Below are 13,750 nucleotides of genomic sequence, written 5' to 3' on the forward strand. Positions count from 1 at the left end.
GTCTCTCCTTACGCTTCGTCGATGGCTTCGACGAGCCCCATGCCCTCGCCACGCCAGCTCCCCCAGGAGTTGACGACGATGGCTGTCGGTGTCCTCGGCGCGGGAGCCTCGAAACCGGTGTCGTCCGCCGGACGATAAAAGCCCTTGCGCGACAGCGCCAGCGCGGCGAGCCCCATCATGGCGGGAAACGACGATTCGATACCGGCCCCGAGCATATTGGGGACCGCGCGCACCGTATCGATCTGACCGGACTCGATCAATCCGGCGATCCATTGCCGCTGCTCGTCGGTCGCTGGCGCCAGACCGGACGCGTCGGTGAGCATGGCGAGCGGCCGATCCCCGGCTTCGGCCCTCAACTCGGCGAACTGCTCGGCGGCGACGGCGGTGGCCTGCCCCGGTTCGCGACGAGTACGCGCCGAGAGGACACTGCCGAGCCGGGCATAAGGTTGGCGCCCCCGTGCCTCGGCGTGTTCCCGCGCTTCCAGCACCAGAAACGCTCCGATCGAGCCGAGAGCCATACCGCCGCCGGCCTCGGCCCGCCCCCAAACCGACACCGGATCGCCCGTCCATGCCCAGCCGGCGCCGGCCATGACCAGAAGCACGTCCTTACGCTCGGCGACGATCGCACCGCCGGCGAGAAACACATCGCCCTGATCGGCCCGGATACGGCGGGCGGCGACCTCGACGGCACTGACGCTGGCCAATTCCTCGCCCATGAAGGTCCGCGACGAGCCGGTGACCTTGTGAACGATGGCGATGTTACCGGCGACAAGATTCGGCAGCTGAGCCAGAAACAGGGTCGGCCGAAGGTCGTTCGACAGCCGTTCGTTGATGAACTCCTCCGGCGACTCGGCGGTGGGGAGCCCTTCGAGGATGGCCTGATCGACCTCCAGGTCGCGTTCGCCGCCGGCGGCCGCGACGATCATGTTGGTGTTGGCCAGCAGATCGAGGTTGCCGGAAATGCCGGCGTCATCGAGGGCGAGGCCGGCGGTGTAGGTACCGACCCGCTGCCAGTTCTCCATCTGACGCCGATCGCCACCCCGTGGGATTTGCTGCGCGAAATCGAGTGGCACCATCGGGTGCACCGGATAGGGCGCGAAACTCTCCGTATCGATGACCGGCTTCGGCGGATCGGCCTCCGCCATCGCCTGCCAATGGGCGTCCAAACCCTCGCCGAGGCTCGACGTCAGGCCGATGCCGGTGATCCAGACCTCGCGGCTCATCGGCCCCCCAAGCCTGTCACGGCAAGATGCCCATGGCCACGCCGTGCCGCCGGGCCCGGTCGTGGATCAACGTCTCCAGTTCCGGGCTCGGATAATCCATCACCATCATCGTCAACTCGGCATCGGCGATGAGCTTGCCGTCGACGCGGATCTCGTTGCGGGTGACGGTGAAACCCGACCCGTCATGCTCCAGGTCGCAGATCGACTGCATGGTCATGCCGGGAAAGACAAAGCTGCGGATCTTCACTTTCTTGGCGCCGGCGAAGAAGGGCAGCCGGCCAAAATCGTGCATGCCGGCGATCAGATAGCCGGACGTATGGTTCATCATCTCCAGGAGCATGACGCCGGGCATCACCGGATAGCCGGGGAAATGTCCCTCGAAGATCGTGCTCTGCTCCGGAACCGTCGACCGGGTCTCGACGCGCCCGTTTTCGAGGTCGAACACGTCGACGGCATCGATGATGTCGAAATACTCAAGCCGCATGGATGTCTTCGTTCAGCCGCTCTTGGCCGCGACCAGCTCGTCGATCCGAGCGCAGAGATTCTTCAGGACGAAGTAGTCCTCGACGGAGGCTCGCCCTTCATTGACTTCCTCGGTCCAGGATTCCAGCGGGATCTTGATGCCGAACTTCTTGTCGAGGGCAAAAACGATGTCGAGAAAATCGAGGCTGTCGATGCCCAGGTCGTCGATCGCGTGCGATTCCGGGGTTATCTCATCCAGAGGGATCTCGCTGGTTTCGGAAATGACGTTGGAAACCACTTCGAATGTCGAGGACATGTGACTTTGGCGATCCCTTGCTGATTCAGGCCATGTAGCGCCGCCCGCCGGCGAATCCAAGCGGAAAAACCCCATCCGACCGGCCGCGCTGCGACCGGTCCGATCGATGGCGCCTTCCACGGGCGCAACTCTTGTCGGGCGATGGGAATTGAGGGAATTCGCGTTGTTTGGCAACGCTCAATCGGTTTCGCCTTTCCGGTGTCGAAGCGCCCGTGAAGGGCAATACCGCCGTTGTCGCCGCGTGTCTACCATGGGGAATTGCTAGAGCTTGCGCCGCGACGGGGCCCAAGAGAGAATACGGTGGGGCCAAGTCAAGGGGAAGCGTGGACGCGGCACTGGAAACGCGGGCCGAGAGCCTGCCCTCGCGGGTGGAGATCGTCGATGTCCTGCGCGGCATCGCGATCCTCGCCATGATCGTTTACCACTTCGCGTGGGACCTTTCCGCCTATCGGCTGATTGCAACCGATATCACCCTCGACCCATGGTGGATCATGGTTGCCCGGCTGATCGCCGGCACCTTCATCGGCCTGGTCGGCGTCAATCTGGTGCTGGCCGAACGGAACGGTTTCCACACCGGGCGGTATCTCCGACGCCTGGCGATCGTCGCCCTGGCCGCCGGTCTGGTCAGCGCCGGAACCTACTGGTTCTTCCCCAACGCGTTCGTCTTCTTCGGCATCCTTCACTGCATCGTCGTCGCCTCGGTCCTGGCTCTGCCGTTTCTACGGGCACCGATGTGGATCACGGCAGCGGCTGCCATCTTCTTCCTCGCCGGTTCGTCGTTTCTCACCAGCCCGTTCTTCAATGCGCCGGGCTGGTACTGGCTCGGCCTGTCTTCGGTGCCGCCGGTCAGCGTCGACTACGTGCCGCTGTTTCCCTGGTTTGGCGTGGTGCTTGCCGGCGTTATCGTCGGGCGATTCATCACTGACACCGGCGACTGGCCGATCTGGCATTGGCGTCCGGGCGACCGCCCCTTGCGATCGGTGATCGTTGCCGGTCGCTGGAGCCTGCTGATCTACCTGGTCCACCAGCCTATCCTGATCGGCGCCCTCACCCTCCTGATGCCGTTATTGGGCCCGAGCCAGACGGCGCTCGCCGAGCAGCTCACCAGCGAATACGACGCAAGCTGTGCCGTCGCCGGTTACGAGGAGAGCGCCTGCGCCGCCTACAGCGCCTGCATCCTGGGCAAGCTCGGCAAAGAGGACGGCCTTCTGCTTGCCGCCAGCCGGCATCAGCTCACCGCCAAACAGGTCGAGCTCTGGCAGATCACCGTTGCCGAATGCCGGGTAAAGACGCTGCCGCCGGAGGTTGCCGGCGGCATATAGCGGAAGCCGTCAGGGTCGCTGGGCACCGTTGGCGGTAACGTATACCGAATAGAGCTCGTGGGTGCAGGTGACGAACAGCCGGTTCCGTTTCGGCCCGCCGAACACCAGGTTGGAGACGAGCTGCGGGAAGTTGATGCGGCCAAGCAGGTCGCCTTCCGGCGCGAAGACGTCGATTCCGGCGCCGGCGCTGGTCCAGACATTGCCGTCGGTATCGACCCGGAAGCCGTCCGGAAAGCCCTGCTTCAGGACGAAACGCGCCTCGCCGCCCGACAATGCGTTGTCGTCCGAGACCTGGAACGCGCGAATGTGGCGGGGCTTCTCCGGCTCGTGGGCTGAAGCCGAGTCCGCGACGTAAAGCATTGATTCGTCTGGGGAAAAAGCAAGCCCGTTGGGCTTGTCGAAATCGTCGGCGACGACCGTCAGCGATCCGTCGCGCGGGTCGAAGCAGAACACGTGGCAGCCGTCCAGCTCCATTTCGCCCTTGTGGCCCTCATAGTCGCTCATGATCCCGTAGCTCGGATCGGTGAACCAGATAGTGCCGTCGGATTTGACGACGACGTCGTTCGGCGAGTTGAGCCGCTTGCCCTGGTAGCTGTCGGCGATCACCGTGATCGAGCCGTCCGGCTCGGTCCGGGTCACGCGCCGGCTGCCGTGCTCGCAGCTCACCAGCCGACCTTCGCGATCGCGGGTGTTGCCATTGGCGTAGTTGGAATTGGCGCGGAACACGCTGACGCTGCCGTCAATGCCATCCGGCGCCCAGCGCAGCATGCGATTATTGGGGATGTCGCTCCAGACCAGATAACCGCCATCCCCGAACCACACCGGCCCTTCGGCCCAGCGGCAACCGTCGAACAGTAGCTCTTTGTGGGCGGTGCCGTTGATCAGCCAGGTGAAACGCGAGTCGTTGTGTTCGGTATCGGGTCCGACAAGTGCCATGGATGATTTCCCCCGTGTTCGAGGCGCGTCAGCGCAGTGTTTTTTGGCCGCCGGCGGCGGTGATGACCCCGACGATGATCAGCCCGGTCAGCACCAGGCGGATCCCGGCGCCGAGCCCGTAGGTATTTAGCATCGCCTCGACCAGGAACAGGAACAAGGCCGCGCCCCACAAGCCGGGCACATTGGCGAATCCGCCGGCGACGGACGTGCCGCCGATAACCACCACGGCGATCGAATTGAGGAGGTACGCCTGACCCATGTTGAGCGCGGCGCCGCCAGAAAAGGCGGAGAAGAAGAACCCGTTCACGGCCGCCAGCACCGCGCAATAGACGTAGGTGATGAAGCGGGTGCGGTTGACATTGATCCCGGCGAGCGCCGCGGCCCGCATGTTCTGGCCGATCGCCGTGACCGCGCGTCCGTACAAGGTGCGATGCAGGACGATGTGCACCGCGACCGACAGAGCGATGATGAAGACGGCGAGGACTGGAATGCCAAGGACCGTCTCCGTCGAGAAATCGGCCAACGCCGGCGGCGGCTTCACCCGAAGGCCGCGATTGTACCAGATGGCGGCGGACTGAAAGAGGAAGCTCGACGACAGCGTTGCGATGATCGGCGGAATGCGGAGCAGGCGGATCAGGCCGTAGTTGAAGACGCCGACACCAAGGCCGACGACGAGCGCCGCCGCGAGGCCGACGACGATCATCGAATCCTGGGTCGCCATGATCTTGGTGGCGACGGTTCCGGCCAGCGTCATGGTCGCCGGTATCGACAGGTCGACATTACCGGGACCGAGGGTGATCACCATCATCTGGCCGAGAGCGACGATCACCGAGAACGTCGCGAACGAGAACGCGGCGGTCAGCACATCGCCGGCGCCCTGGCCTTGGGTGAAGATGATGGTTGCCAGCCACACGGCGATCGCCGCCACGAAGGCCCAGATCCACGGTTTTTCGAATAGTCGCGACGAATTGTTCATTGGCGCCGCGCCTCGGTTCGATTTATGAGCACGCGCAGTGCCAGAACGATGATCAAGATCGCCCCCTGGGCGCCGATCTGGAAATCCGGATTGAGCCTGAGGAACGTCAGGAACGAGTTGGCGAGCGTCAGCGTCGCCGCGCCGATCACCGCGCCGATCGGCGACACCCGGCCGCCGACGAATTCGCTGCCGCCGAGGATGGCGCCTGCGATCGACAGCAGCGTGTAGCGTACCGCGATGTTGGCGTCGCCGGCGGTGGTAAGGCCGAGAAGCGCGAGGCCGGCCAGCATGCCGAAGAAACCAGCGAAGGCGAAGGCCGCCATCTTGACCTTAAGCAGCGACCAGCCGGCACGCGCGACCGAGCGCGGATTGCCGCCCGCGCCGCGGATGACGGCGCCATAGGCGGTGCGCATCAAGAGCACATGCACCACGATCGCGATAATCACCAGGGCGACGATCGGAAACGGCACGATCGGCGTCTGAAACGTCATCGTCGCGCGAATCCACTCCGGCGCCTTGCCGCCGGGGGTGGGCAGGACCAGGACCGCGAGGCCGGCCCAAACGAAAGACATCCCCAGCGTCACGACGATCGACGGTAGGTTGCGGACGTGGATGAGGGCGCCGAGCAGCGCGTAGACACCGATGCCGAGCGCCAGCACCACGACGCCGGCCAGAGGCGTCGTCAGGATCCACGGCGCCGGATCGGGGATGACCCCGGCGAGTGCCGGCAGGCCGGCGATCCCGTCATTGAGCAACGTCGCACCGACCGCGACGACGAAACCGACATAGGCCCCGATCGACAGGTCGAGGTCATTGACGCACAGCACGAACATCTGCGCGATGGTGGCGAGCGCGATCGGAACCGCCAGATTGAACAGGAGCTTCAAGCCGATCGGCGACATCGCCCGCGGCTGGAGGTAGAAGACCGCGATCAGGATCACCGCAAGCGAAAACGCCGGCAGGATGGCCCGCAGGACCCGGGCCAGGGTCAGCGTCGAGTCGCCGCCCGACACGCCTCCGGTGTCCGACGCGGTGCTCATGCATCCTCCCGGAACGAGGCGTGCAGCACCTTCTCCTCGTCGAGTTCGCTGCGCTTTAGGTCGGCGACGATGCACCCGTCGCGGAAGACGTAAACGTGATCGCAGTGATCGAGCTCGTCCATCTCGGTCGTGTACCAGATAAAGGTACGGCCGCCTTCCGCCTCGGCGCGGATCATGCGGTAGACCTCCTGCTTGGTGCCGACGTCGACACCGCGCATCGGGTCGTCCATCAGGATGATCGTCGCGTCCGAAGCGAGAGCGCGGGCGAACAGAGCCTTCTGCTGGTTGCCGCCCGACAAGGACAGGATGTTGTTGTGGACGTCGGGCGTGCGGATGCCGATCCGTTCGCGCCAATCGTCGGCCAGCGAGTCTTCCTTGGTCGGGGCGATCAGCGGCCCGTCCCGCAGTCCACCGAGCGAGCGGATTCCGATGTTCTTGGCGATCGACCAGAGAGGAAAGATCCCCTCATTGGGGCGGTCGCCGGCGACCAGAGCCACCGGCCCGGACACCGTCACGGCGCCGGCGCGCGTGGCTTCGGTTCCGGCGATCTGCAGGAGGATGTCCTTCTGTCCATGTCCGTCGAGACCGGCAAGGCCGACGATTTCGCCGGGATGGGCGACCAGCGTCCGACCATCGGGCTGGCTATTCGGTCGCGCCGTCACCACCGGTGCGCCGCCATCACGCTTGGAAGCGAAGTCTTCCGCCTCCGGCCCAACCCGCTCGGCAACGCTCCCCATGGCGGCAACCAGGCTGTCGCGCGTGAATTCGCCGGCCGGTTTGCGCGCCACCACTTTGCCGTCGCGCATGACGATGACCCGATCGGCGGTGCCGAGAATCTCGGCCAGCAGATGCGAGATCAGGATGCACGATCCGCCCTCGCCGACGAAGCGGCGGACGAAATCGAGGAGTTGCTGCGCGACATGGGCGTCGAGAGACGACGTCGGCTCATCGAGGATCACCAGCGCGGCCGGCGTCTCGGTCACCGAGAAACCGCGAGCGATCTCGACCATCTGACGGCGCGCGATCGAAAGATCGCCGACGGCGGCGCCTGGCTGGATTCCGTGGCCGGGAAAGATCCGGTCGAGCATCCCGACAATCAGGGCGCCGGCCCTCCGGCGCCAGCCAATGCCCCGCAGCGAGGGATGCATGATCCGGGCGTTCTCGGCCACGGTCAGGTTGGGGCAGAGTGACAATTCCTGAAAAACACAGCGAATGCCGTGGCTTGCCGCTGCCGCCACGGTATAGCCGCGGGTCAGGTCGCGGCCGCCGATCAGAACCGTTCCCTTGTCCGCTGCGATCGTCCCGGCGAGCACGTTCATCAGGGTCGACTTGCCGGCGCCATTGTGACCGACGAGGCCGATGCATTCGCCAGCCGCGACTGAAAGCTCGACGCCGTCGAGCGCGCGGACGGCGCCGAAATGCTTTTCGACGCCGTCCAACTTCACGATGGTTTCTTCGCCGTCGGACATCGCCGCCAATGATACCAGTCCTTGGGCGTCAATGGCCGACTGTCCGACGTCGCGCTACATCTTTGCCTCTGCGACAACCTCCTCGGCGTCCTGAAGGCTGTACTCAGTGTTGGCGACGCCGCCGACTTCGGTGGTCTCCAGGTTGGCCTCGAGTTCGGCCTGGTCGATGCGCAGGAACGGCACCGTCAGATCCTTTGGCACATCCTCACCGGCGAGCACCATCTGGGCGACCCAGAAGGCGAGCGTGGATACGCCCGGCGCGATCGAAACCGACATGGTCTCGTAGCCATTGGCGTCCTTCTGCTCCTTCCACCACGTCAACTCGTCATAGCGATTGCCCATGATGATGATCGGCGTGTCGCGGCCGGCAGCCGCGAAGGCTTGTGCCGCACCGAAGCCGTCACCGCCTTGGGTGACCACCGCGTCGATGTCACCGAGCGATGGCAGGATGCCGGCGACCGCCTTCTGCGCGACGTCCTGGGCCCAGTCGCCATGAACCGATCCGACGATCTCGAACTGAGGATTTTCCGCCACGCCTTCATGGATGCCCGCGGAGATTTGATCGTCAACCGAAACCCCGGCCAAACCCCTTATCTCAAGCAGCTTGCCGCCATCGGGAAGCCGATCAGCCAAGTAGATGACCTCGTCCTTGCCCATTTGGTTGAAGTCGACGGCGACCCGCCAAGCACAGGGCTCGGAGACGATACCGTCGAACGACACCACGATAACGCCGGCGTCGCAGGCTTCCTTGACGGCGCCATTCAGGCCCTCCGGCGAGGCGGCGTTGAGAACGATGGCGTCATAGCCCTCCAGGATCATGTTCTGGATCTGGGCGGCCTGTTCGGTCACCTGGTTCTCGGCGGTGGTAAAGGCATCCGCCGCGGCGACGACTCCGTCGGATACCGCCTGGCTGGTCACCTTGTCCCAGGTCCTGAGCATAGCCTGACGCCAGGAGTTTCCGGCGTAGTTGTTGGACAGCGCGATCCGCTTGTCGCTGGTGTCGGCCACCGCCGATCCCGCGGCCAGGCTCGCGCCAAGCGCGGTCAACGCCAGCATTCCGGTTACGTGTTTCATGCTTCCCTCCCTTTGAGCACACAAGCCAATCGTGTGATGATTACAGCGACGCTCCGGGTTCCGCCACACACGATTTCGCAATGAGCGGACGACCGGAGCGCTAATACAAAATAGCGGATCAGCTAATATTAGTCCACGATGCACTGCCAGCGGGGATTTTGCGACGGCGACCTGTCCGGCGAGATTTGAGGTCCCGGGACAAGAGCCGAACGCGATGTTCCCGCCCGCTCAGCCCGAATAGTACGCCATCATCCGGGCGGCGACCTGTTCACGTCCCTCGGGCGGGCCCAGCCAACCCACCGAGCCATGGTCGCGGGCGGCAAGCTCGGCGAACCGCTGCTCGACCACCGCCGCGAACCGCTCGGCGAGCGTCGGCGCCCGGACCAGCAGTTCGCCGATCGCCGGTTTGCCGATTTCGAGCGCCGTCACCTTGCGCTTGGCGATCACGGTCGCGCTGCGCCGTTCACCGGTGATCACCGCCATCTCCCCGACCACTTCGCCGGGCTTCAGGGTCGCGACCACTTCCTCACCGCCGCGGGCGTGGACGCAGACGACGACGGTGCCGGAGGCCAGCACATACATGACCTCGCCAAGATCGCGCTGACGCATCAGCGCGTCGCCGCGGCCGAAGGTGACCGGCCGCGCCGCGTCAGCGAGCCGGTCGAGCTCGACCGAATCGAGAGCCCTATTGAAAAACGGTGTCGACCCGAGAATGCCCCTGGAGTCCATGTTTCCGGCGCTCTTCCTCTTTGACCGACAGTGTCGGCCCGCGCTGGCGGATCGTCAAGACGGGCGGTTCAGGCGCGTAACACCCCGCCCGTCGCCTTTTCGACGGCGGAAACGACCTTGCCTGCCGCGGCTTCGATCTCCTCGTCGGTCAGCGTCTTCTCGCTCGGCTGCAGGGTCACCTCGATCGCCAGCGACTTCTTGTCGATTCCAAGGGCCGCGCTCTCGAACAGATCGAAGACGGTCACGCCGCTGATCAGTTTGCGATCGGCGCCCTCGGCCGCGCGGATGACCCGCGCCGCCTCGACCGAGCGGTCGAGCACGAAGGCGAAATCCCGCCGCACGGGCTGCAGATCGGACATATGCAGCGGCGGCCGGGTCTTGGTCGGCCGCACTTTCGGCGCGGGTATCGCGTCGAGGATGATCTCGAAACCGGCGAGCGGCCCCTCGACATCGAGTTCGTCGAGCACCTTGGGATGGAGTTCACCGAAAGCCCCGATCACCGTCTTCGGCCCCTGGCGGATTATGCCCGAGCGGCCCGGGTGGAACCAGGCCGGCGCGTCCGTGGTGATCTGAACCTTGCCCTGCGGCAGCCCGAGCGAATCGAGCAGCGCCAGCGCATCGGCCTTGGCGTCGAAGACCGACACCGGGTCGGCCGGGCCCGACCAGTTGCGGCCGCCGCTGGCGTAGCCGGCGGTACCGCGCCGGATTCCGGCTGCCGCGATGTTCTGGTCTTCGGGCCGGGCGCCGGCGTAGATCTGGCCCACCTCGAACAGCATCAGGTCGCCGAAGCCGCGATCGGCGTTGCGCTGGGCGGCGGCGAGCAGGCCCGGCAACAGGCTCGGCCGCATATCGGACATGTCGGCCGCGATCGGATTGGCGATGATCAGTTCCGGCGCACCACCGCCGAACGCCTCCGCGTGGCGGGAGGGGATGAACGACCAGGTGACCGCTTCGACCATGCCGCGCTGGGCGAGCGCCCGCTTGGCCTGGCGGGTACGGACCTGGATCGGCGTCAGCACCGGCTTGAGCACGCCCGGCGGGCGTGTCATCGGCGTCACCGGCACCCGCTCGACCCCGACGATGCGGACGACCTCGTCGACCAGATCGGCCTTGATGGCGACGTCCGGTCGCCAGCTCGGCACGGTGACGGTGATGTGTCCGTCGACCCGGTGCGGCGCGCAGGCGAAGCCGAGCGCCTCGAGGATCGTCGTCACCTCGCTCATCGACGGATCGATGCCGGCGAGACGTCGCACTTCCGATACCGGGAATTCGATCACCGTCTTCGGCTCGGGCACCTCGCCGGCGACGAAGACCTCGCTCGGCGTGCCGCCGCAGAGGTCGAGCACCATTTGGGTCGCGAGTTCAAGCCCGGGCACCATGAACGCCGGATCGACGCCGCGCTCGAAACGGAACCGGGCGTCGGAGATCACGCCGAGCTTGCGCCCGGTCTGGGCGATGTTCATCGCGTCCCACAGCGCCGACTCGATCAAGACATCGGTGGTTTCCTCGGTGCAGCCGGACGCCTCGCCGCCCATGATCCCGGCGATCGATTCGACACCATTGTCGTCGGCGATGACGCAGATCTCCGAGTCGAGGGTGTAGGTCTTGCCGTCGAGGGCGACGATCTCCTCACCATCCCGCGCCCGGCGGATCACCAGATCACCGGCGACCTTCGCGGCATCGAAGACGTGCAACGGCCGGCCGCGGTCGTAGGTAACGTAGTTGGTGATATCGACCAGGGTGTTGATCGGCCGGAGGCCGATCGAGCGAAGCCGCTGTTGCAGCCAGTCGGGCGACGGCCCGTTCTTGACGCCGCGCACCAGCCGCAGCCCGAACGCCGGGCAGAGCGGTGGGGTGTCGCCGAAATCGAGGGTCACCTTGACCGGGCAGGGGCCATCGCCCGGCACCGGCTCGACCGGCCGGTCGATCACGTTGCCTTCCCCGGCCGCGGCGAGATCGCGGGCGATTCCCGCGACGCCGAGGGCATCGGGGCGGTTGGGGGTGACGGCGATATCGAACACCGGATCGTCGAGACCGGCATATTCGGCATAGGGCGTGCCGACCGGGGCGTCGGCGGGCAGGTCGACGATGCCCTCGTGGTCGTCGGAGAGGCCGAGTTCCCGTTCAGAAAGCAGCATGCCGTTCGACTCGACGCCGCGGATCTTGCCCTTCTTGAGGTCGAGCCCGGTGCCCGGAATATGAACGCCCGCCGGCGCGAACACGCCGATCATGCCGGCCCGCGCGTTGGGCGCTCCGCACACCACCTGAACCTCGGACCCGTCGCCGGGATCGACGAGGCACACCTTGAGCCGATCGGCGTTCGGATGCTGCTCCGCCGAGATCACCTTGGCCAGCCGGAAGGCTGCGAAGTCCCTGGTCAGGTCCTCGATTTCCTCGAGCTCGAGGCCAATCATGGTGAGGGCGTGCGCGATCCCATCGACGGTGGCGATGGTATCGAGATGCTCTTTGAGCCAGGACAGGGTGAATTTCATGATGCCATCCCTTCGGCGGCTCTGTTTCTTGCCTTTTCGAGCAAGCGACTGAGAACGTTCGCGTAGCCGCGCGCGTCGTCGATTGCCTTGTGCGAGTGGGGAACGTTCCCGTACCAGTCGGCTGGGAAGGCACCCCCGTCGCCGCCGCTGTAGATATGCTCCAGTCCGATCAACGCACCGGCGAAACTCGCGAGGTCGAGGCCGGACCCGTTGAACAACGGGTCTTCGTCCCGCGGTAAGGCCAACACCCGTTCGCCCGTGAAAGCGTCGAGGTAGTGGTCGATCCAGTCGGCATCTAGGGTGAGCGGCCGGGCTGCGAAAACCCGGAGCCGCGGCAGACCGCGGACCCACGCCGCATAGCGGGGCATCACCACCTCCGCCGGTTCCGGGTCCCGGGTCGCTTCGGCATAAGCCTCGGGCTCGGTCGCCCACCACGCGCTGGTGCCCGGATCGGACACACGATCAGCGCGCGGCGTAAGCACCGCCTCGAACGTGTCGATCAGATCGCCTCGTCCGTTGATGGCTACGGACGCGAAACTGAGCATCGAATGCCGCAGCGGGCTGGGGCCGTCGAGCTCGACGTCGGTCACAACGTAGGTGGTGCTGTCCTCACTCACGACGACAGCCCCCGCGCCAGCGTCGGCAGATCGAGCGGGCGGAAGCCGTAGTGCTCCAGCCAGCGCACGTCGGCATCGAAGAAGGCGCGCAAGTCCGGCATGCCGTATTTCAGCATGGCGATCCGGTCGATCCCCATCCCCCAGGCGAAGCCCTGGACTTCCTCCGGATCGAGGCCGGTGGCGCGGATCACGTTGGGATGGACCATGCCGCAGCCGAGAATCTCGAGCCAGTCGTCGCCCTCGCCGAGCCGCAGCTCATTGCCGACCCGCTGGCAGCCGATATCCACCTCCATCGACGGTTCGGTGAAGGGGAAGAACGACGAACGGAACCGCATCTTCACCCGCTCGACCTCGAAGAACGCTTTGCAGAATTCCTCGATCACCCATTTCAGCGTGCCGATGGTCGACTCCGTGTCGATCACCAGTCCCTCGATCTGATGGAACATCGGCGTGTGAGTCTGGTCGGAATCGCAGCGATAGGTGCGTCCGGGGATCACCACCCGGATCGGCGGCTTCACCGTCTGCATGGTGCGGATCTGCACCGGCGAGGTATGAGTGCGAAGCAAGAGCCGTTCGCCGTCCTCCTTCGGATGGAAGAAGAAGGTGTCATGCTCCTCCCGCGCCGGATGCCCTTCGGGGAAATTGAGCGCCGTGAAGTTGTACCAGTCGGTTTCGATGTCCGGCCCCTCGGCGATGGCGAAGCCGAGATCGGCGAAGATCGCGGTGATCTCGTCGATCACCTGGCTCACCGGGTGAATGCGGCCGGTCTCGATCGGCGCCGCCCGGAGCGGCAGGGTGACGTCGACCCGCTGCTCCTCCAGTTGCCTCGACAGCTCCTCGTCCTTGAGCACCGCGCGGCGGGCGGCGATCGCCTGGTTGAGCCGGTCCTTGAGGCCGTTCAGCGCCGGCCCCATCACCTGGCGCTCTTCCGGCGTCATGCGGCCGAGGCCCTTCAGCAGTTCCGAGACGGCGCCCTTCTTGCCGAGGGCCGCGACCCGCGCGGCTTCCAGCGCCGGCTCGTCACCGGCGGCGGCGATCTCATCGGCGATCCCGCGCTCCAGCGCGACGAGATCGGGGGTGGTTCCAGTGGTCAT

Annotated in this window: 13 protein-coding genes; 1 reads left to right on the forward strand and 12 read right to left on the reverse strand. The window is 65.6% G+C overall.

Features of this window, described 5'->3' with window-relative positions; all coding sequences use genetic code 11:
- Positions 1–8: 8 nt before the first annotated feature.
- The 3 genes from ACO076_RS02595 to ACO076_RS02605 are packed head-to-tail and all read right to left on the reverse strand — an operon-like array spanning position 9 to position 2,001.
- Entirely contained in the window at positions 9–1,223 is a 1,215-nt protein-coding gene (locus ACO076_RS02595; RefSeq protein WP_421725178.1) for a beta-ketoacyl-ACP synthase, read from the reverse strand.
- Positions 1,224–1,239: 16 nt separating this feature from the next.
- On the reverse strand, positions 1,240–1,707 hold the full coding sequence (locus ACO076_RS02600; RefSeq protein ID WP_421725179.1) for a 3-hydroxyacyl-ACP dehydratase FabZ family protein: 468 nt from the start codon (positions 1,705–1,707) through the stop codon (positions 1,240–1,242).
- 12 nt (positions 1,708–1,719) lie between these two features.
- On the reverse strand, positions 1,720–2,001 hold the full coding sequence (locus ACO076_RS02605; protein ID WP_421725180.1) for an acyl carrier protein: 282 nt from the start codon (positions 1,999–2,001) through the stop codon (positions 1,720–1,722).
- 323 nt (positions 2,002–2,324) lie between these two features.
- On the opposite strand from ACO076_RS02605, the gene ACO076_RS02610 reads away from it, so the two are divergent.
- On the forward strand, positions 2,325–3,323 hold the full coding sequence (locus tag ACO076_RS02610) for a DUF1624 domain-containing protein (RefSeq protein WP_421725181.1): 999 nt from the start codon (positions 2,325–2,327) through the stop codon (positions 3,321–3,323).
- A gap of 9 nt (positions 3,324–3,332) precedes the next feature.
- Here the strand turns inward: ACO076_RS02610 and ACO076_RS02615 are convergent, their stop codons facing one another.
- The 9 genes from ACO076_RS02615 to pheS form a co-directional block, all read right to left on the reverse strand.
- Positions 3,333–4,259 (reverse strand): SMP-30/gluconolactonase/LRE family protein, encoded by a 927-nt coding sequence (locus tag ACO076_RS02615; RefSeq protein WP_421725182.1) that lies wholly within the window; start codon positions 4,257–4,259, stop codon positions 3,333–3,335.
- Between the two features lie 28 nt (positions 4,260–4,287).
- A complete protein-coding gene (locus tag ACO076_RS02620) occupies positions 4,288–5,235 on the reverse strand; it encodes an ABC transporter permease (RefSeq protein ID WP_421725183.1) in 948 nt (315 codons plus the stop codon).
- Positions 5,232–6,275, reverse strand: coding sequence for an ABC transporter permease (locus ACO076_RS02625; RefSeq protein WP_421725184.1), 1,044 nt, complete (start codon positions 6,273–6,275; stop codon positions 5,232–5,234). Before ACO076_RS02625 ends, ACO076_RS02620 begins: the two co-directional genes overlap by 4 nt.
- Entirely contained in the window at positions 6,272–7,744 is a 1,473-nt protein-coding gene (locus ACO076_RS02630; RefSeq protein WP_421726655.1) for a sugar ABC transporter ATP-binding protein, read from the reverse strand. Before ACO076_RS02630 ends, ACO076_RS02625 begins: the two co-directional genes overlap by 4 nt.
- A 54-nt stretch (positions 7,745–7,798) precedes the next feature.
- Positions 7,799–8,800, reverse strand: a complete 1,002-nt coding sequence (locus ACO076_RS02635; RefSeq protein ID WP_421726656.1) for a substrate-binding domain-containing protein — start codon at positions 8,798–8,800, stop codon at positions 7,799–7,801.
- Positions 8,801–9,046: 246 nt separating this feature from the next.
- Positions 9,047–9,547, reverse strand: a complete 501-nt coding sequence (locus ACO076_RS02640; protein WP_421725185.1) for a cyclic nucleotide-binding domain-containing protein — start codon at positions 9,545–9,547, stop codon at positions 9,047–9,049.
- A 68-nt stretch (positions 9,548–9,615) separates the two neighbouring features.
- Positions 9,616–12,039 (reverse strand): phenylalanine--tRNA ligase subunit beta, encoded by a 2,424-nt coding sequence (gene pheT / locus ACO076_RS02645; RefSeq protein WP_421725186.1) that lies wholly within the window; start codon positions 12,037–12,039, stop codon positions 9,616–9,618.
- Positions 12,036–12,656, reverse strand: coding sequence for a DNA polymerase III subunit epsilon (locus ACO076_RS02650; RefSeq protein WP_421725187.1), 621 nt, complete (start codon positions 12,654–12,656; stop codon positions 12,036–12,038). The genes pheT and ACO076_RS02650 overlap by 4 nt, the downstream gene beginning before the upstream one ends.
- Positions 12,653–13,750 carry a phenylalanine--tRNA ligase subunit alpha gene (pheS, locus tag ACO076_RS02655; RefSeq protein ID WP_421725188.1) on the reverse strand — a complete coding sequence of 366 codons (1,098 nt, stop codon included), beginning with the start codon at positions 13,748–13,750 and terminating at the stop codon, positions 12,653–12,655. The genes ACO076_RS02650 and pheS overlap by 4 nt, the downstream gene beginning before the upstream one ends.

Source organism: Bauldia sp., from assembly GCF_965232525.1.
GTDB lineage: Bacteria > Pseudomonadota > Alphaproteobacteria > Rhizobiales > Kaistiaceae > Bauldia.